The sequence below is a fragment of the Magnetospirillum sp. WYHS-4 genome, assembly GCA_039908345.1.
Classification (GTDB): Bacteria; Pseudomonadota; Alphaproteobacteria; order Rhodospirillales; family GLO-3; genus JAMOBD01.
In genome coordinates this window covers 135456-153669 of sequence record JAMOBD010000001.1, presented here as the reverse complement: position 1 = coordinate 153669, position 18214 = coordinate 135456, and the positions used below count along the sequence as shown (strand labels likewise).

Annotated in this window: 17 protein-coding genes and 1 tRNA gene; 6 read left to right on the top strand and 12 right to left on the bottom strand. The window is 65.3% G+C overall.

All coding sequences use genetic code 11. The features are described from left to right. Positions 1-6: 6 nt before the first annotated feature. Positions 7-615, top strand: a complete 609-nt coding sequence (locus H7841_00720; protein MEO5335404.1) for an outer membrane lipoprotein carrier protein LolA — start codon at positions 7-9, stop codon at positions 613-615. A gap of 9 nt (positions 616-624) precedes the next feature. On the opposite strand, the gene H7841_00715 is transcribed toward H7841_00720, so the two are convergent. The 7 genes from H7841_00715 to trxA form a co-directional block, all read right to left on the bottom strand. Further along, positions 625-1131, bottom strand: coding sequence for a hypothetical protein (locus tag H7841_00715; GenBank protein ID MEO5335403.1), 507 nt, complete (start codon positions 1129-1131; stop codon positions 625-627). 4 nt (positions 1132-1135) lie between these two features. Beyond that, positions 1136-1294, bottom strand: coding sequence for a hypothetical protein (locus H7841_00710; protein ID MEO5335402.1), 159 nt, complete (start codon positions 1292-1294; stop codon positions 1136-1138). Between the two features lie 193 nt (positions 1295-1487). Further along, positions 1488-2768, bottom strand: a complete 1281-nt coding sequence (locus tag H7841_00705) for an MFS transporter (GenBank protein ID MEO5335401.1) — start codon at positions 2766-2768, stop codon at positions 1488-1490. 514 nt (positions 2769-3282) lie between these two features. Further along, entirely contained in the window at positions 3283-3657 is a 375-nt protein-coding gene (locus H7841_00700) for a DUF971 domain-containing protein (protein MEO5335400.1), read from the bottom strand. Continuing rightward, the gene (locus H7841_00695) at positions 3654-3851 is read right to left on the bottom strand and encodes a Trm112 family protein (protein MEO5335399.1); all 198 of its coding nucleotides are present in this window, start codon (positions 3849-3851) and stop codon (positions 3654-3656) included. The genes H7841_00700 and H7841_00695 overlap by 4 nt, the downstream gene beginning before the upstream one ends. Positions 3852-3862: 11 nt before the next feature. Next, complete coding sequence (locus H7841_00690; GenBank protein MEO5335398.1) at positions 3863-4510, bottom strand: LON peptidase substrate-binding domain-containing protein; 648 nt, start codon at positions 4508-4510, stop codon at positions 3863-3865. After that, positions 4507-5433: a thioredoxin gene (gene trxA, locus H7841_00685; protein MEO5335397.1), complete on the bottom strand. Its 927-nt coding sequence runs from the start codon at positions 5431-5433 to the stop codon at positions 4507-4509. The genes H7841_00690 and trxA overlap by 4 nt, the downstream gene beginning before the upstream one ends. Positions 5434-5565: 132 nt before the next feature. Between trxA and H7841_00680 the strand changes: the two genes are divergently transcribed. Then, positions 5566-5640 (top strand) — tRNA-Gly (locus H7841_00680). Positions 5641-5721: 81 nt separating this feature from the next. On the opposite strand, the gene H7841_00675 is transcribed toward H7841_00680, so the two are convergent. Further along, positions 5722-6087, bottom strand: a complete 366-nt coding sequence (locus H7841_00675) for a hypothetical protein (protein MEO5335396.1) — start codon at positions 6085-6087, stop codon at positions 5722-5724. 197 nt (positions 6088-6284) lie between these two features. On the opposite strand from H7841_00675, the gene H7841_00670 reads away from it, so the two are divergent. Next, positions 6285-10988, top strand: coding sequence for an NAD-glutamate dehydrogenase (locus tag H7841_00670; protein ID MEO5335395.1), 4704 nt, complete (start codon positions 6285-6287; stop codon positions 10986-10988). 5 nt (positions 10989-10993) lie between these two features. Here the strand turns inward: H7841_00670 and H7841_00665 are convergent, their stop codons facing one another. After that, positions 10994-11914 carry an NAD-dependent epimerase/dehydratase family protein gene (locus tag H7841_00665; protein ID MEO5335394.1) on the bottom strand — a complete coding sequence of 307 codons (921 nt, stop codon included), beginning with the start codon at positions 11912-11914 and terminating at the stop codon, positions 10994-10996. Positions 11915-12396: 482 nt separating this feature from the next. Between H7841_00665 and H7841_00660 the strand changes: the two genes are divergently transcribed. The 3 genes from H7841_00660 (at position 12397) to H7841_00650 (ending at position 15480) form a co-directional block, all read left to right on the top strand. Beyond that, complete coding sequence (locus H7841_00660; GenBank protein ID MEO5335393.1) at positions 12397-12735, top strand: P-II family nitrogen regulator; 339 nt, start codon at positions 12397-12399, stop codon at positions 12733-12735. Positions 12736-12782: 47 nt separating this feature from the next. Next, complete coding sequence (locus H7841_00655) at positions 12783-14048, top strand: ammonium transporter (protein MEO5335392.1); 1266 nt, start codon at positions 12783-12785, stop codon at positions 14046-14048. A gap of 208 nt (positions 14049-14256) precedes the next feature. Beyond that, positions 14257-15480, top strand: coding sequence for an ammonium transporter (locus H7841_00650; GenBank protein MEO5335391.1), 1224 nt, complete (start codon positions 14257-14259; stop codon positions 15478-15480). Between the two features lie 3 nt (positions 15481-15483). On the opposite strand, the gene hisH is transcribed toward H7841_00650, so the two are convergent. The 3 genes from hisH to H7841_00635 are packed head-to-tail and all read right to left on the bottom strand — an operon-like array spanning position 15484 to position 18193. Then, the gene (gene hisH / locus H7841_00645) at positions 15484-16122 is read right to left on the bottom strand and encodes an imidazole glycerol phosphate synthase subunit HisH (protein MEO5335390.1); all 639 of its coding nucleotides are present in this window, start codon (positions 16120-16122) and stop codon (positions 15484-15486) included. Then, entirely contained in the window at positions 16119-16907 is a 789-nt protein-coding gene (locus H7841_00640; GenBank protein ID MEO5335389.1) for an imidazole glycerol phosphate synthase cyclase subunit, read from the bottom strand. The genes hisH and H7841_00640 overlap by 4 nt, the downstream gene beginning before the upstream one ends. Beyond that, positions 16877-18193, bottom strand: coding sequence for an N-acetyl sugar amidotransferase (locus H7841_00635; GenBank protein ID MEO5335388.1), 1317 nt, complete (start codon positions 18191-18193; stop codon positions 16877-16879). Before H7841_00635 ends, H7841_00640 begins: the two co-directional genes overlap by 31 nt. Between the last annotated feature and the right edge of the window lie 21 nt (positions 18194-18214).

Genomic DNA, 18214 nt, shown 5'->3' with positions numbered 1-18214 from the left:
GCCGGATTGCTCGCGGCGTTCCTGGTCGCGGGCGGAGCCCAGGCGGCCGAAAAGTCCAGGGTCAAGCCGATCCAGCTCGACGGCCCGAACAGGGCCCTGGTGGCCGAACTCGAAGGCTATCTCAACGGCATGAAGACCCTGGAGGCGCGCTTTCTCCAGGTTGCCTCCACCGGCGACGTCGCGGAGGGGCGCATCTACCTCTCGCGCCCCGGCAGGCTGCGCATCGAATACGATCCTCCCAAGACGGATCTGATCGTCTCGGACGGCCTCATGCTGATGCATTACGATCGCGAACTCCAGCAGGCCAGCCATGTGTTCCTCGATTCCACCCCGGCCGGCATCCTGGTGGACGAAAAGGTCGCCCTGAATTCCGACAAGTTGACCCTGATCGGTCTGGAAAGGGAATCCGGGGCCATCCGGGCCGGCGTGGTGCGCAGCAAGGACCCGGGCGAGGGCACGGTGACCTTGATATTCAGCGAGAAGCCGCTGGCACTTCGTAAATGGATCGTGGTCGATGCCCAAGGCATCGTCACCACGGTCACCTTGCAGAACCCGGTCTTCGGTCAGCCGCTGGACAAGAAGCTGTTCTACCTGGAAGCCCCGCCGGGCAAGTAGGGCGGACGTTCAGCGACGGGTGTTCGTGACGGTGCCATGGCGGTGGCAAAGCGCGTGCATGGTCAGGCAGAGCCACTCCAGGCTGTTGGGCGGCTCCTTGAGCAGGCAGTATTCCAGATCTTCGTGAAGCTGTTCGGTGATATCCGCCGGATCGATTTCCAGCAACCCGTAAATCACCGTATACATGTAGGCTACGAGCACCGCCCGACGGGCATTGGAAGGCGTTTCACCTGCGAACTCGAAAAGATGTTCAGGTTTGGTCTCGGTTAAGATCAAGGTCCAGATAGCGGCCACTTTGTGATTGGCGAGCAGGGAATCCTTGATTCCGTGGCGGGCGACAAATTCGGATCGTACCTGCTTGTAAGCTCTGACGATCTTCGCCAGGACGTCGCTTCCTTCGCGAAATTGCGGCCGTGCCGGATCGTCCGCGAATATCTCGGCGGTCTTCCGACCGCAATTCAGGAGATAGCCTCTTCTCTTTTCGTCAAGGGTGGGAACCTCGGGAGACTTCGCCATCGCCTTACGTGCCGCGCGCCCGCTTCATGATCTTGCGGCCTCGCTCACGCAAATGTTCGGTCCCCGCTTCAACCCGTTGCGATGCCACGTCATAGTCGATCCGGTCGCTGTCGTTGCGCATGTGGACATGATCGAGATGGTCGGTATCCGGAAGCACCCGCATCCTTTTCCGTCGCATCGACATGACGTTCCTCGCTACTCGTTCCCCTCAAGGCCGTTCCGGATAGCGGCTGCGTGACAATAATGCAAGCCGTTTTCGAGACCGAATCTCACTTCTTTATATTGCCTCTTCGGCACCGTCAAACAATGTCCGCTACCATATTGGAATCCCGTGGATTCCCAATATTCGCGGTTCCCTAGGAAGCATCGCCGCCAAGCCCGATTCGCATTGTGCGCACCGGCAGCAGCAGCAACAGCCCCACGGCGAAAAAGACGAGGATGGTCGCCATGCCGGCTCTCTGGCTGGCGAAGGCGGTGGTCACCATCCCCAGCAAGGCCGGTCCCAGGAAGGCCGTGGCCTTGCCGGAAAAGGCGTAGAGCCCGAACATCTCGGCCCGGATTTCCGCAGGCGCCAGGCGGGCCATCAGGGACCGGCTGGCCGCCTGGGCCGGTCCGACGAAGATGCCCAAAGGCAGGCCGAAGGCCCAGAACAGGGCCTTGGATTCGACCGCCAGCAGCGCCCCGCCCAGCAGGATCAAGGCTGCTACCGATACGACGATCACCACCTTGGGCCCGAAGCGGTCGTCGGCGAAGGCGAACAGGGCGGCGCCGATCCCGGCGGTGACGTTGAGCGCGATGCCGAATAGGATCAGCTCCTGGAAATCCATGCCGAAGGTGCCGGCAGCATAGACCCCTCCGAAGGCGAACAGGGTGTTGAGTCCGTCGGTGTAGATCATGTGGGCGAGCAGGAAGCGCAACGCCGTCCGGTATTCGCGGGCCCGCTTCAAGGTGGCGGCCAGGGAGGAAATGCCGCGCCGGGTTGCCTCGGCCACCGACAAGCCGGTGCCGGCGCGGTCGGGGGTCAGCAGGAACAGGGGCAGGGAAAACAGCCCGAACCAAAGCGCGGCCAGAAGCGCGGTGGCGCGTACCGGCTCCGCCTGGGCCTTGTCGAGACCGAACCAGGGCGTTTCCGCCTGCACCAAGCCGACCAGGGCCAGGGCCAGGCAGGCGAGCCCGCCCCCGTAGCCAAGACCCCAACCCCAGCCGGACCAGCGGCCGATCCGTTCGGGTGGGGCCAAGTCGGGCAGCATGGCGTTGTAGAAGACCATGCCCATCTCGAAGGCCACGTTGGCCAGCCCCACCAGCACCAGAGCCCAGAGCACGTCGGCCGGATCGGGCCGGGTTAACCACAACAGCGCCGTCATTCCGACGCACAGCAGGGTGAAGACGGCCAGCCAGGGCTTGCGGCGCCCGCCATGGTCGGCCACCGCGCCCAGAAGGGGGGCTAGCAGGGCGACGGCCAAGCCCGAGGCGCTCATGGCATAGCCCCACTGGGCGGTGCCGGCGATGGAATCTGTCGCCACCGCCTGGGTGAAGTAGGCGGCGAAGACGAAGGTGGCGATCACCGTGGGAAAGGCCGAATTGGCCCAGTCGTAGAATGCCCAGGCGACCAGTCCGGAAGGACGGGCCCCCATCATGGCGCCCGCATCGCGCCGGCGGCCAGGAGAACGACCGCCACCGCCGATCCATGCCCCCGTTCCGCCATTATTCGTGCTCCTTTCCCCATCCGCCAGCCACTATACAGGCTCACCGGCCCATGGCTACCGTCCGTCCCCAAAAACAGAACGGGTTCCGCGAGCGGAATTCTGCTATAATGGAACTCCTGAGAATATGGGGATTATCATGGGACGGGAAACCCTGATCGGCCGCGTGACGGAGGCTTTGTTCGGCACGGAGGAACCTTCTCCGGAGATGTCCGAGGAGACCCCGGCCCCTCCGTCGGTCCCGAATACCCGCAATCCCGGCGACCCCGGCTGGGCCGAGCGAAAGCACGAGCGTCGGCATTTCAAGGCGACCTTCCTCGACCACCCCGACCGTCGCGACGGCCAGCCCCGCCGGGCCACGGACATCGCTTCGGGGTTTGGGACCGTTTCTGCTTCCTCTCGGTCTTAGCCGGCGACCTCCCGCTTTTCGGACGGAGCCTGAATCGTGCTAGGGATCGCGGCTGAGGCCCTTTTCCTCCAGCGCCGCAAGATAGGCACGCCAGGTTTCGTCCTGGCTCGCGCCCAGTTCGTAGAGGGTGTCCCACGAATAGATGCCGCTGTCGTGCAGGTCGTCGAACTTGATCCGGATGGCGTAATTGCCCACCGGCTCGACGGCCATGATGCCGACGTGGCGCCGGCCGGCCACGGTCTTGCGTTCGCTGGGCGAATGGCCCTGGACCTCTGCCGAGGGACTCTCGACCCTCAGGTACTCGGCGGGCAGACGGAAGGTCTTGCCGTCGTCGAAGTCCACTTCCAGAATCTTCTCGTCGCGCTTCACGCGAATTTCGACGGCCTGATGGCGGGTTCCGAATTGGGTGGTCATGCCTTGGCGGCTCCTTCGTCCAAGGACCGGGCTTCGTCGGCCAGCATCACGGGAATGCCGTCCCGGATGGGATAGGCCAATCCGGCCTTGCGGCTGATCAGTTCCTGCTTCTCGACGTCGTATTCGAGGGGCCCCTTGGTCAAGGGGCACACCAGGATTTCCAGCAGTTTGGGATCGACCTTGCGCTCGCTCATGGATTTTTCCTTCAGTGGCGGACGGCGGGAGTATCGGGGTCGGGCCGGGCGCGGGCCCCCATTTCCAGCAGGGCCAGCAGCAATTCGGCTCTTTCGGCGAGGCTGCATTCCAGCAGGGCTTGCTTTTCGCGGGCCTCGAGGGGGCAAGCCATGGCCAGCGAGGTCACCAGGAGGGAATCGGGGGCCCGCTTCAGGGCCTCCCAGTCGGCTTCCAGGCCGCGGGGCCGCAGATAGGCCCCGGCGGTATCGAGGAGCCGCGCACGGTCGATCGGAAAGGGCAGATCCGGCATCGTGTCCTCGGAGAAATCCCCGTAGGCGACGCGCATGCGGCGATAGCCCCGGCAGGGCTCGCTTTCGGCCACCACCGTGAAACGATTGATTCCGGTAAGGGTAATCAGGAAGGCCCCGTCCTGGGTTTCCATGAAGGCGGAAACCCGGCCCAGGCAGCCCACCGGGTAGACCGGGGCGCCCTCCGGAACCGGATGGGATTCATCCCGGCGGGTCTGGATCAGCCCCATCAGGCGGCCTTCTCCCAGGCAGTCGAGCAGCAGATTGACGTAGCGCGGCTCGAAGATCTTCAGCGGCAGTTCGCCCTGGGGCAGCAACAGCACCCCCGGCAAAGGAAAGACGGGAATGGTATCGGGCAACGGGGCCGTCATGAGAACAGCACCGACGACAGCTGCCGGCGGCCCACCACCGTCAGGGGATGGGCATGGCCGAGGGCTTCGAAAACCTTGACCAGTTGACGGCGGGCCGCGTCTTCGTTCCAGGTGCGGTTGCGCCGTACCAGTTCCACCAGTTCCCGGATCGCCTCCTCCGGCCGCCCTGCGCCGTAAAGCGCGACGCCCAGGTCATAGCGGGCCTGGAGATCGCCCGGGTCCTTGGCCAGCCGGTCCGTCAGCACTTGCAGTTCGGCGGCGCTTCCCCCCTGTTCCGCCAACTCCAGCGCCGCGGCGGCGCTGGCGACTTCGGATTGAGTCCGCATCGCCGGCGGTAGGTCGTCAAGAAAGCGCCGCGCCCGTTCCAACTCGCCCAGGGCGATACAGGCCTTGAGAGCTCCACCGGCCGCGGCCGGATTGTCGGGCGCCTGCGCGAGCAGGGCGCCGAAGACCTCCAGGGCTTCCCGGAAAGCGCCCGCCGCGAGCAGGGCGCGGGCTTCCTCCAGGACCTGATCGGTCGGTGACTTGGCGTCGCCGGTCAAGCGCTTGATGAAGGCCCGCAACTGGCTCTCCGGCAGGGCTCCGGCGAAACCGTCCACCGGCCGGCCGTCCTTGAAGGCGAAGACGGCCGGGATCGATTGAACACGCAATTGCTGGGCCAACTGCTGGTTTTCGTCCACGTTCACCTTGACCATCCGCACCAAGCCGGCGGCTTCCACCACCAGCTTTTCCAGCATCGGGCCCAATTGCTTGCAGGGCCCGCACCAGGGAGCCCAGAGGTCGACGATCACCGGCACCGTCTTCGACGCTTCGATGACGTCCTTGGCGAACGAGGCGCCTGTCGCGTCCGCGATCAGATCCTCGCGCCGGGGTTTGGCGCCCCCCGCCGGAAGATCATTGCCATCCAGGATCAATGGTGCCATCGCCGTCTCGCCCCTTCGCCGCTCATCTCCCTCAGAAGATGGCCGGTTCCGTCCCATCCCGCAAGTCCTGCGGCAAACATCAAAAAGGGGCTTGCGTCGGACGCCGCTTTCCTTATTATCCGCGTCCTCCGAGCGGGCGTAGCTCAGGGGTAGAGCGCAACCTTGCCAAGGTTGATGTCGTGAGTTCGAATCTCATCGCCCGCTCCATTTTCTCCCTTTGACCCCAAAGGGATACGAGATAGGCCGGGCTCAAGCCCGGCCTTTCGTCTTTGGGGCGCAATCGGCCGATCAGAATTCCAGGATGGCGCTGTGGACGGCAAGGCCGATCAGGGCGACCATGTAGAACAGCGTCGCCAAACCGATGAAGAAGAACACGTTGGCCACGGTGCGCAGGGGATAACGGTGCCGTTCGTGCGTGAGGCGGGTGAAGCTGCGCTTTTCCTCGCCGGCCAGGACCGTGACGTAGTACCGGTGGGAGAGAACCGGCAAGGTCATGCGGATGTTGACCGGCGGCGGTACCGTCGCGGAATCCAGGATGGCGCTGTGGATGGCTTCCTTCTGTTCGCTGGTCATGGTGTCGATGACCCAGGGTGGCAACCTAGCGAACAGCCAGTTGGCGTGCAGAACCTGCGAAATCGTATCTTCGTGACCCATCCTGATACCTCCCACGCCCCGCTTCTTGGTTTCGGGCGGCTTCCCCGCGGCAGTGTAGCCGCAAGCCGTCCGCTTGCCCATCCTTAAGTCGTGGCTCGCCTCAAAAAAATCCTTCGAACCGATTTGTATTTTGCCCTGAATGCACTAGAATCAAAATGTGATTCTAGGCACATGGGGTCTGGAAATGGGGGACAGACGTGGAGGTTCCTAACCACGCCCGCAAGGCGGAACTCGTCTTGCGTCTGGCCGAAGCGGCGCGCCGCCGCCTGCGACCGGAGCAGGTACCCGACTTCGAGGAATTCCTGAGGCGTTACCACGAGTTCACCCCTTGGGAGGACATCGCCGGCCAATCGCCGGAGAGCCTGTTCGGCGCCGCGCTCGCCCACTGGAAACTGGGGGTCGACCGACCGACCGGAACCTGCCGGGTACGGGTCTACAATCCCACTTCGGACGAGCAGGGCTGGAAGTCCGACCTGACGGTCGTCGACGTGGTGACCGACGACATGCGGTTTCTGGTGGAATCGGTTGGAGCGGAATTGGCCCGGCGCGAACTGGCGGTCCATCTGCTGGTCCATCCCGTGCTGGGCCCCGTGTCCTACATGCATTTCCGCGTTACCGGCCAGCCGGCCGACCGGCTGGAGGCGATCCGGGCCGGGGTGGCGTCGGTCCTGGACGACGTGCGGGCCGCCGTCGAGGACTGGCGGCCGGGACGCGAGCGCCTGGCTGAAACCCTGCAAGACCTCGCGGCCGCCCGCGGCCCCGAGGACAACGAGGCTCGCGAGTTCCTCGAATGGCTTCATGCCGACAACTTCACCTTCCTGGGGTGCCGGGACTACGACGCGGCGGGGCGGGCCATTTCCGGCCTGGGGCTGCTGCGCGACCCGGCGCGCCGTCTGTTCGGCGAGATCGACGAGGCCACGGTTCTCGCCGCCCGGCCGGGTAGGCTATCGGTAACCAAGACCAGCCGGCCGTCCACGGTGCGGCGCTCCGTCTTCATGGATGCCCTGGCGGTCAAGCGGAACGGGGAAGGCGGCCCGAGACTGTTCGTCGGCCTGTTCACCGCCACCGCCTACAATCTCAGCGTCATGGATATTCCCTTGCTGCGGCGGAAGGTGCGGCGCGTCCTGGAGGCGGCCGGATTCCGCTCCGATTCCCACGACGGACGGGTGCTGCTCAATATCCTGGAGACCTACCCCCGCGACGAGTTGTTCCAGGCAGCGGAGGACCATCTGCTCCACACGGCGCTGGGTATCAAGCATTTGCAGGAAAGGCCTCGGGTGGCGCTGTTCGTCCGCCGCGACGATTTCGAACGCTTCGTCTCCTGCCTGGTCTACCTGCCGCGCGACACCTTCACCACCGACCTGCGCCGCCGCATCCAGGATATCCTCGAAACGGCCTTCGGCGGGCCCACCCTTACCTACTACACCCAACTGGGCGATTCGCCCCTGGCCCGCCTGCAGGTGCTGATCGCCACCCCGCCGAGCCAAGCGCCGGCCTGCGACCCGCGCGCGGTGGAAGTACGCATCGTCGAGATCGCCCGCTCCTGGACCGACGTCCTGCGCGAGGCCCTGGTGGCGGCGCATGGCGAACAGGAGGGGCTGCGGCTCGTCCGACGCTACCGACGGGCCTTCCGTTCCGGCTACTGCGAACGCTTCGCCGCCGAGGTGGCGGTGGGCGATATCGAGCGCATCGAGGATATCCTGACCCGGGGCGGGCTGGGAATGAACCTCTATCGCCCTCCCGAGGCCGGCGGGCATCAGGTACGCCTCAAGGTCTACCAACTGGGCGATCCCATCGCGCTGTCCGACGTGCTCCCGATGCTCGAACACATGGGCTTCCGGGTCCTGGACGAGATTCCCTTCCGGGCGACGCCCGAAGAGGACGGCGGTCGCCAGGTGATGATTCACGACTTCGGCCTGGAAAGCCGGGACGGCGCGGCCATCGACCTGGGTGGCGCGCGCGACTTGTTCCAGGAGGCCTTCCGGCGCGTCTGGTTCGGCGACATGGAAAGCGACGGCTTCAACGCCCTGGTGCTGAAGGCCGGCCTCGCCTGGCGCGAGGTCGGAGTGCTGCGCGCCTACAGCCGCTTCCTGCGCCAAGCCGGCATCGCCTTTTCCTCCGCCTACATGGAAGCCACCCTGGTCCGCCATGCCGGCATCGTCCGCAAGCTGGTCGACTTGTTCCTTGCCTTGTTCGATCCGGCGGCCGGGGATGGGGCGGGGCGTCTGGAAGGCGAAATCGCCACCGCCCTGGAATCCATCGCCAGCGCCGACGAGGACCGCATCCTGCGCCGGTTCCTCAACGCCGTGACCAGCACGTTGCGCACCAATTTCTTCCAGACCGGACCGGACGGCGGGCCCAAGCCATGGCTATCCTGCAAGCTGGACAGCCGTAAGCTCGACGACCTGCCCTTGCCACGCCCGCTGGTGGAAATCTTCGTCTATAGCCCCCGTGTCGAAGGGGTGCATCTGCGCTTCGGCAAGGTGGCGCGGGGTGGCCTGCGGTGGTCGGACCGGCGCGAAGACTTCCGCACCGAGGTTCTGGGCTTGGTCAAGGCCCAGGTGGTCAAGAACGCCATCATCGTGCCGGTGGGGTCCAAGGGCGGCTTCGTCGTCAAGCGACCGCCGCCGGCCGGAGACCGCGACGCTTTTCTGGCCGAGGGCATCGCTTGCTACCGGACTTTCGTGCGGGGTTTGCTCGACCTTACCGACAACCTGAAGGGCGATGGCGTCGTACCGCCCCCGGCGGTGGTGCGGCGCGACGGCGACGATCCCTACCTGGTGGTGGCCGCGGACAAGGGCACGGCGACGTTCTCCGACATCGCCAACGCCATCTCGGCCGAATACGGCTTCTGGCTGGGCGACGCCTTCGCCTCGGGCGGCAGCCGGGGCTACGACCACAAGAAGATGGGCATCACCGCCAAGGGCGCCTGGGAATGCGTCAAACGCCATTTCCGCGAACTGGATTTGGACATCCAGACCCAGGACTTCACGGTGGTGGGGGTGGGCGACATGTCGGGGGACGTGTTCGGCAACGGCATGCTGCTGTCGCCACACATCCGGCTTTTGGCCGCCTTCGACCATCGCCACATCTTTGTCGATCCAGCCCCCGATCCGGTGGCCACCCTTGTGGAGCGAAAACGGCTTTTCGCCCTGCCCCGGTCCTCCTGGATGGATTTCGACGCCAAGCTCATCTCCAAGGGCGGCGGGGTTTTCGACCGCAAGGCCAAGACCATCGTCCTTTCCCCCGAAATCAAGGCCGCCTTCGGCATCAAGTCCGACCGCCTGGCACCCAACGACCTCATCAAGGTCCTCCTGCGGGCGCCGGTGGATCTGCTGTGGTTCGGCGGCATCGGGACCTACGTCAAAGCTTCGGCGGAGACCCATGCCGACGTCGGCGACAAGGCCAACGACGGGCTACGCGTCGACGGTGCCGAAGTCAGGGCCCGCGTGGTAGGCGAGGGCGCCAACCTCGGCTTCACCCAGCGAGGTCGCATCGAGTACGCCTTGAAGGGCGGGCGATTGAATGCCGACTTCGTCGACAATTCCGGCGGGGTCGACTGTTCGGACCATGAGGTCAACATCAAGATCCTGCTGGACGCCTCGGTGGCGGCCGGCAACTTGACGGAAAGGCGGCGCAACGCCCTGCTGGTCCGGATGACCGACGAGGTGGGCGCCCTGGTGATGCGCGACAACTATCGCCAGAGCCAGGCCATCTCGCTGTTGGAGGCAGGCGGGGTCGAGGGACTGGAGGACCAGGCCCGCCTGATGCGGCGGCTGGAGAAGTCGGGACGGCTGGACCGCCGTGTCGAGTTCCTGCCCGGCGACGAGGCCCTGGCGGAAAGGGCGGCCATCCGCCAAGGCCTGACGCGGCCCGAGATCGGCATCCTGGTTTCCTACGCCAAGATCTGGCTGTTCGACGAATTGCTGATCTCGCCTCTGCCGGACGATCCGGAACTTGCCCAGGACTTGGTCGAGTACTTCCCCCATCCCCTGCGCCGCAAGCTGCGCAAGGAGATCGAGGGCCACCGCCTGCGCCGCGAGATCGTCGCCACCCGAGTGACCAACGACCTGATCGACCGCGTGGGCGGGGCCTTCGTGCTGCGCCTTATGGAACGCACGGGCATGACGCCCAGCGATATCGCCCGCGCCTTCACCATCGCCCAGCGGGTCTTTGGTCTGGACCGGCTCTGGGAGGAGATCGAGGCCCTCGACGGGCAGGTGCCCGCCACCGTCCAGACCGCCATGCTGGGCCGAATCGACGCGTTGCTGGAACGGACGACCCTTTGGTTCCTGCGCCACGGTTCGCGGCCTCTCGATATCGGACGCCATGTGGCTGCCTACCGGGCCGGCATCCAGGCCCTGGCCGAAGCCTTGGAGGAAGTCCTGCCAGTCCATTACCTGGACGATCTGCAAGAGCGCGCCCAACCCCTGGTCGCCGAGGGCGTGCCCGAGGCCCTGGCGCTGCGCGTCGCCGGATTGGTCAACCTGATCCCCGGCGGCGACATCGTGCGCTTGGCCGCGGCGCGGGGACGGAAGGTTCCCGACGTGGCGCGGCTCTACTTCGCCATGGGGGCGCGGTTCCGGCTGGGCAACCTGCGGGCTTCGGCCGAGGCCCTGCCGGCCACCACTCACTGGCAGCGATTGGCGGTGGCAGCGATGATCGAGGAAATCTACGGCCATCAGATCGCGCTCACCGCCCAGGTACTCGACTGCGCCGGGCCGGAGACCCGCACGGGCCCGGCCCTGAAGGCCTGGATCGAGCGCAACCGCGTGCTGATCGAACGCACCGAGACCCTGCTGTCGGAGATCTGGGCCACCGACCTCAACGACTCCGCCCAGATCGCCGTCGCCAGCCGCCAACTTCGCGCCCTGGTCGAGGCGCCGCCGACGGTGGGATGAGGAGACTATTCCGGTATCGCCGCGAGAAGGCGGCTGAGTCCCTCCCGAAGCCCGGTGGCCGCCGATAGGCCAAACCAAGCGCGCGCCAAGGACGGGTCCCCCAGCGACTTCCGGATATCGCCCGGACGTTCCGGTCCCATGGCGACGTCCGGCCGGACACCCAGGATGTCCGCCATAATGTCCGCCAGCCCCAGGATGGTGGTGGGGGTTCCGGTGCAAACGTTGTAGATTCGCGCGCCCTCGCGGCAGTTGTCCATCGCCGTTTCCAAGTGGGCGACGACATCGTTCACGAACACGAAATCCCGCACTTGCGACCCGTCGCCGTGGATTTCCAACGCTTCGCCCCGCTTCAGCCGATCAACGAAGATGGAAACGACCCCCGAATAAGGGGAGCTGGGATCCTGCCGGGGACCGTAGACATTGAAAAAGCGCAGCCCGACGGTCGGAACACGATGAACGGTCCAGGCGACGCTGGCATGGAGCTCCGAACCTAGCTTGTCGGCGCCATAGGCGGTCAATGGAAAAGTCGGCGCGCCTTCGGATAGGGGCATAGTGTTGCCGTGCCCGTATACGGCGGCGGACGAGGCAAAGACGACAGGAATCCGGCCTTGCTTTGCCGCCCTGTCCAGAACGGCGACCGTTGCCGTCTGATTGGCACGATGCGTCGGAAGCCACTCGGCGATCGAACGCGCGACCGAGGCGATGGCGGCCAAATGGAAACATCCCTGGGCACCGGAAAGGGCTTCCGCCACCGCCCCCGGATCCGCGGCATCGCCGACCAGCAGCTTCGCTCCGGCGGGAAGATTTTCGCGCTTCCCTCCCGAGAGATCGTCCAGCACGACAACCTCGTGACCCTTGTCCAGCAGGGCGTCGCAGAGATGGGAGCCGATGAAGCCGGCGCCACCGGTGACCGTATATCTTGCCATGTCGTCCCTGTCGCCGACCAACCATCGGCCGGATTTTCATGAGCGCATTGCCCGACCCGGAGCCCGTTTCCGATTCGGAAGGCCGATAATGTGCCATTTGTCGTCGGAGAACAACCTGTCCCGAAGACGGTTCCCCGACTGGCATGGCTCACCGGGCGATGCCGGTCGGCTCCGACACCTGGGCACGGGCCTCCTCGGGCTCGGCTCATCGCACCCGCCATGAATAGGCCAAATATTATGCATATATATGATAACGCCTAAATATTAGGCGACGTGCCCTGGGCCCATTGTTCACTCATGCCATTAATGTCGCGTTATAACATATTGTTATTACCCGCTGATCAACTGTTAGCGAATTTCGGCACGGTTCTTGAACCTCCCCTTCCAGCGGAGGGCCTTTCCCTGGGATGGGCGCTCCGGTCAACCCTCGGCGGGCGGCGCTGGCCGCGATCGCCGGATCCTAAGGAAGGGATGCGAACGCGATGAAACTGATCATGGCAATCGTCAAGCCGTTCAAGTTGGACGAGGTGCGGGAAGCCCTCATCCAGTTGGGCGTGCAGGGCATGACCGCTACCGAGGTCAAGGGCTTCGGGCGGCAGAAGGGACAGGCGGAAATCTACCGGGGCGCCGAATACCTGGTCAGCTTCCTGCCCAAGGTGAAGCTGGAAATCGCCGTCAATTCGGAACTGGCCGAACAGGTGGTCGAGACCATCCAGAAGGCCGCCCATACGGGCAAGATCGGCGACGGCAAGATCTTTGTCGTCGACCTCGACAAGGTGGTCCGCATCCGGACCGGCGAGAAGGACCAGGAGGCCCTGTGATGCACAATCATGTCCGATACTTCAAGACGGCCGGCTTGGCTTCCTTGATGACCTTGGCGAACGTCGCGCTTGCCTTCGCCGAGGACGACAAGCCCGCCCCCGTGATGAACTCCGGCGACACCGCCTGGATGCTCACCTCCACCGCCCTGGTCCTGATGATGACCATCCCGGGTCTCGCCCTCTTCTACGGGGGCATGGTGCGCAAGAAGAACGTGCTGGCCACCGTGATGCAGAGCTTCGCCGTCACCTGCCTGATGACGGTGCTCTGGATGATTATCGGCTACTCCCTGGCCTTCGGCGACGGCGGCGGCCTGAACGCCTTCATCGGCGGCCTGGACAAGATGTTCCTGGCTTCGTTGACCAAGGACGGCCTGACCGGCACCATCCCGGAAACGGTCTTCATGACCTTCCAGATGACCTTCGCCATCATCACTCCGGCGCTCATCACCGGGGCCTTCGCCGACCGCATGAAGTTCTCGTCCATGCTGGTCTTCCTGGGCGCCTGGATGCTGATCGTCTACGCCCCGGTGGCCCACTGGGTCTGGGGCGGCGGCTTCATGAGCAAGGACGGCGTGCTCGACTTCGCCGGCGGTACCGTGGTGCACATCAACGCCGGCGTCGCCGGCCTGGTGACCGCCCTGGTGCTCGGCAAGCGCCGCCACTACGGCATGGAGAACATGGCGCCCCACAACCTGGTGCTCAGCGTCATCGGTGCCTCGCTGCTGTGGGTGGGCTGGTTCGGCTTCAATGCCGGCTCCGCCGCCGCGGCCAACGGTTCGGCCGGCATGGCCATGGCCGTGACCCAGATCGCCGCCGCCGCCGCCGCCCTGTCCTGGATGATCGTGGAATGGGCGCTGCGCGGCAAGCCCAGCGTGCTGGGCATCGTGTCCGGCGCCGTGGCCGGCTTGGTGGCCGTCACCCCGGCGTCCGGCTTCATCGCTCCCATGGGCGGCCTGCTCATCGGCCTGACCGCCGGCGTGGTCTGCTATTGGGGCGCCGTCGTTCTCAAGCCCATGCTGGGCTACGACGACTCCCTGGACGCCTTCGGCGTGCACGGCATCGGCGGCATCGTCGGCGCCCTGCTGACCGGCGTCTTCGCCGTCGAAGCCATCGGCAACACCAAAGGGGCCCTGGAAGGCAACTTCGGCCAAGTCCTGATCCAGCTGGAAGGCATCGTCGGCACCGTCGTCTACTGCGCCGTCGCCACCTTCGTCATCCTCAAGATCGTGCAGGCCGTCATGGGCCTCCGGGTCGACGAGGAAGTCGAGGTCGCCGGCCTCGACAGCAGCCTGCACGGCGAAACCGTGCAGTAACCTACCCTCTCTCCTGGCGACTCCCCGCCACACCTCGGGCTGGAAGGCAACCCCTTCCAGCCCAATTTTTTTGCAGAATCGACAAAGCTGCCGATCGAATGTGCATTTGTCACGCTGGCTTCACGGGAATCCGCCGGTTTGCGGCTGGCACGGAACTTGATCTGTCCGCGGCCATCAAGCCTACAACAAAGTGGCGGGAGAGAGTTCCATGGAAGCGGTAAAGACGGGTGCGAACGTCCTGTTCGTACTGATGGGGGCCGTCATGGTCCTGGCCATGCACGCCGGATTCGCCTTCCTCGAGGCGGGTACGGTGCGGCGCAAGAACCAAGTCAACGCCCTCATCAAGATCCTGGTGGATTTCGCGGTATCCACCCTGGCCTATTTCTTCATCGGCTACGCCATCGCCTACGGCGTGGGATTCTTGGCCGGTGCCAAGACCCTTGCCGGCGCGGAAGGCACCCTGTTCCAGGCGAGCGGCTACGACTTGGTGAAGTTCTTCTTCCTGCTGACCTTCGCGGCGGCCATTCCGGCCATCATCTCGGGCGGAATCGCCGAACGGGCCCGCTTCTGGCCCCAGTTGGGCGCCACCGCCCTTCTGGTCGGCCTGGTCTATCCCTTGTTCGAGGGCATGGTCTGGGGCACCCGTTTCGGCTTCCAGGATTTCATGAAGGAGACCTTCGGCGTTCCCTTCCACGACTTCGCCGGTTCGGTGGTGGTCCATGCCATGGGCGGTTGGGTCGCGGTCGGCGCCGTCCTCATGCTGGGCGCCCGCATGGGGCGTTACCGCAAGGATGGCTCCGTGGCCGGCATTCCTCCGTCCAACATCCCCTTCCTGGCGCTGGGCTCCTGGATCCTGGCGGTGGGCTGGTTCGGCTTCAACGTGATGAGTGCCCAGACCCTCGAAGCGGTCACCGGCCTGGTGGCGCTGAATTCCCTGATGGCCATGGTGGGCGGTATCCTGACCGCCCTGCTGGTGGGCCGCAACGATCCCGGTTTCGTCCATAACGGCGCCCTGGCCGGCTTGGTTGCGGTCTGCGCGGGCTCCGACGTCATGCATCCGGTGGGCGCCTTGCTGACCGGCGGCGCGGCCGGCGCGCTGTTCGTCTGGGGATTCAACCACTGCCAGGTGCAGTGGAAGGTCGACGACGTGCTGGGCGTCTGGCCGCTGCACGGCTTTTGCGGCGCCCTGGGCGGCATCGCCTGCGGCGTCTTCGGCCAGGAAGCCCTGGGCGGCATGGGTGGGGTATCGCTAGGCGCCCAGGTGGCGGGAACGCTGCTGGGGGTTGCCATCGCCGGCGTGGCGGGCTTCGTCGTCTACGGCGGGCTCAAGGCGACGGTCGGCATCCGCATGTCTCAGGAAGAGGAATTCCAGGGCGCGGACCTCTCCTACCACCATATCGGCGCTTATCCGGAAGAGGACCTGCGCGGCTGAGGTCTACATCGCGAGAAAGCGGCGCAGAATGGTCAAGCCGACCGCGCCGCTTTTCTCGGGATGGAACTGGGTGCCGAACAGGCCGCCGCGCCGCACGGCGGCCGGGAATATCCGGCCGTCGTAGTCGGTGTCGGCCAGCCGATGCGTCGGATCGACGGGATTTCCGGCGAACGAGTGGACGAAATAGGCCCAGGCGCCGGGCGCGAGGTCTTTCAGGATGCTCTCCGTCCAGACGCCTCCTTCGGGGACCAGAAGGCGGTTCCAGCCGATGTGGGGAATCTTGTGGGGATGGCCGTCGGCGCCGGTCGCCGGTATGGCCGTCACCCGTCCGGGCAGCAGCCCCAGCCCCGGATGCTCGCCGAATTCCTCGCTGGCCTCGAACATCATCTGCATGCCGACGCAGATCCCGAGGAAGGGCCGATCGCGCCCGCAGAATTCCAGGATCGGTTCCACCAGTCCGCGCCGCCGCAATCCCCCCATGCAGTCGCCGAAGGCCCCGACCCCGGGAACCACGAGACGGTCGGCGACGGCCACGGCCGCCGGCCCGTCGGCGAGGACGACCTGGGCCCCCACATGCTGGAAGGCCCGGCAGACGCTGAGCAGGTTGCCCGCTCCGTAATCGACCACCACCACCCTGTTCATGCGATTTCCCTTACCCGAAAGCCCCGTGCCAGGGCCTGGGCGCGGATCGCGCCGACGGTGGTCTGCCCGTAGTGCAGCATATGGGCCATGGCGACCGCATCGACACCCGCCCGGTCGACCGCTTCGGCCAGGTGGTCGAAGCTGCCCATGCCGCCGGACACGATCACCGGAATGGTCACCGCTGCGGCGATCTTTTGCGTCAACGAAAGGTCGAAGCCCTTGCGGGTGCCTTCCCGGTCGATGGCGGTCAGCAAGATCTCGCCCGCCCCCAGCTCCTGGCCCCGCCGGGCCCAGGCCACGGCGTCGAAGCCCGTATGTTCGCGCCCGCCGTCCCGGTAAGCCTCCCAGCCGCCCCGGCCGTCGCTTTTCGCGTCGATCTGCAACACCACGCATTGCGACCCGAAGGTCCTGGACAGTTCGGTGACGAAGTCGGGACGCAGGGTGGCGGCCGAGTTGATCGCCACCTTGTCGGCCCCGGCCCGCAGCATGGCCCGCACCTCGTCCAGGCTGCGCAGGCCGCCGCCCACCGTGATGGGGATGAAGACCTCCTCGGCGGTGCGGCGCACGATGTCGTAAAGCACGTCACGCTCGTAGAGGCTGGCCACGAAGTCCATGTACAGGATTTCGTCGGCGCCCTGTTCGTAGTAACGCCGGGCGAACTCGCGGGGGTCGCCGACCTTGCGCACGCCTTCCAACTGCACGGGCTTGATGAGGTGCGGTCCCTTGATGTCCAGCCGGGCGATCAGGCGCAACATCACTCCCAGACCTTCCGGCGCAAGAGCCATTGGCCGTTCTCGCGCTTCCAGACGTGCGGCGAGCGGAAGCGGTCGGCCAGCTGCATGAAATAGTCGCGATCCATGATCGGCTGCTCGAACATCGTCGATGCCACCGGGAACTGTTCGGGCGGCAGGCTCAGGTAGCGGAAGATCTCGTCGGCGAAGCGTTCCGGGAATTCGCCGTCGTAGCGCTTGACCAGGGCGACGGCTTCCTCGCGCGTGATGTCGCCCGAGCGGGTTTCCTGCGCGGCGTCGTAAGTGGCCCGGCCGATGCCGAATTTGATGAAGGTGGTGTAGTAGTGGAAGTCGTCGATCCGGTCGTCGATGGAGTTGTATTTGGAATAGGTGCCGGGGGTGCGCTCCGGCGAGGGGATGAAGCCCCCGTGTTCGACGGCGTAATAGTATGCCGCCTGGGGGTGCCATTTGACGTAGTAGCCCAGGTAGTGGACCTGGGTACCCACCCGCTTCAGGTCTTCCGGATTGGCCGGCAGGTAGGGCTGCAACTCGTATTCGTGGACGCCGAAGCGTTCGATCAGGTCGGCGAAGGACGTCCCGCCCAGATAAATCCGCGACTTGTCGGCGGCGGTGAAGTAGGTCCAATCCCGCTGGGCGGAAGCGCTGTCGCCGATGGGGTTGCCGTATTCGGCCTCGTTCTCGCCGAAGAAAACCAGCGGAATATCGAACAGCGCCGACATCTTGGGCGCCAGGTTCTTCTGGCCCAGGATGAAGGGCTGGAAGGGATGGAAGAGGTTTTCCACCGCCAGCCGGGTCAGCAGACGGTGGGTCCTGCCGTCCGGGGTCATCAGGTAGTTGTCGAAGCCCGCGTGGATCCAGGACTGGAAGTTTTTCCAGCCCCATTCCGTATAAACATGAGGGGCCCAGGTCACGGTCAGCGGATGCATGCCGTACCTGTATTTCAGCAGGTGGGCGGCATAGAAGCTGTCCTTGCCGCCCGATCCCGGAACCACGCAGTCGTAGCGCCCGTCGGTGCGGCGGTAGCGGTCGCAAAGCTCCTTCAGTTGCCGGTCGCGTTCCGCCCAGTCGATTTCCTTCTTCTGCTTGGCCAGCCGGCAGGCGTCGCATTCGCCGCTCTCGTCGAAGCCGATGGTGGTCTTCAGGCTGTCCTTGTTATGGGCGAATTCGACGGCCGAATTCGGACGCTGGTTGGAAATCACGCAGGACCGGCAATAGCGGATGTCGGCGGGCAGTCCGTATTTCCGGGGCGGATCGTTGCGGCCGGGGGCGAAGTCCCCCGGATCGACGGTCTGATGGCGCGGGAATCGAACGTCGGTCATGGACCCTGGCCCCTTCTGCGG

Excerpts from the sequence above, each read along its gene's own strand:
- H7841_00715 (MEO5335403.1), bottom strand. The coding sequence starts at position 1,131 with ATGGCGAAGTCTCCCGAGGTTCCCACCCTTGACGAAAAGAGAAGAGGC.
- H7841_00710 (MEO5335402.1), bottom strand. The coding sequence starts at position 1,294 with ATGCGGGTGCTTCCGGATACCGACCATCTCGATCATGTCCACATGCGC.
- H7841_00705 (MEO5335401.1), bottom strand. The coding sequence starts at position 2,768 with ATGATGGGGGCCCGTCCTTCCGGACTGGTCGCCTGGGCATTCTACGAC.
- H7841_00700 (MEO5335400.1), bottom strand. The coding sequence starts at position 3,657 with ATGACCACCCAATTCGGAACCCGCCATCAGGCCGTCGAAATTCGCGTG.
- H7841_00695 (MEO5335399.1), bottom strand. The coding sequence starts at position 3,851 with ATGAGCGAGCGCAAGGTCGATCCCAAACTGCTGGAAATCCTGGTGTGC.
- H7841_00690 (MEO5335398.1), bottom strand. The coding sequence starts at position 4,510 with ATGACGGCCCCGTTGCCCGATACCATTCCCGTCTTTCCTTTGCCGGGG.
- trxA (MEO5335397.1), bottom strand. The coding sequence starts at position 5,433 with ATGGCACCATTGATCCTGGATGGCAATGATCTTCCGGCGGGGGGCGCC.
- H7841_00675 (MEO5335396.1), bottom strand. The coding sequence starts at position 6,087 with ATGGGTCACGAAGATACGATTTCGCAGGTTCTGCACGCCAACTGGCTG.
- H7841_00665 (MEO5335394.1), bottom strand. The coding sequence starts at position 11,914 with ATGGCAAGATATACGGTCACCGGTGGCGCCGGCTTCATCGGCTCCCAT.
- H7841_00660 (MEO5335393.1), top strand. The coding sequence starts at position 12,397 with ATGAAACTGATCATGGCAATCGTCAAGCCGTTCAAGTTGGACGAGGTG.
- H7841_00655 (MEO5335392.1), top strand. The coding sequence starts at position 12,783 with ATGACCTTGGCGAACGTCGCGCTTGCCTTCGCCGAGGACGACAAGCCC.
- H7841_00650 (MEO5335391.1), top strand. The coding sequence starts at position 14,257 with ATGGAAGCGGTAAAGACGGGTGCGAACGTCCTGTTCGTACTGATGGGG.
- hisH (MEO5335390.1), bottom strand. The coding sequence starts at position 16,122 with ATGAACAGGGTGGTGGTGGTCGATTACGGAGCGGGCAACCTGCTCAGC.
- H7841_00640 (MEO5335389.1), bottom strand. The coding sequence starts at position 16,907 with ATGGCTCTTGCGCCGGAAGGTCTGGGAGTGATGTTGCGCCTGATCGCC.
- H7841_00635 (MEO5335388.1), bottom strand. The coding sequence starts at position 18,193 with ATGACCGACGTTCGATTCCCGCGCCATCAGACCGTCGATCCGGGGGAC.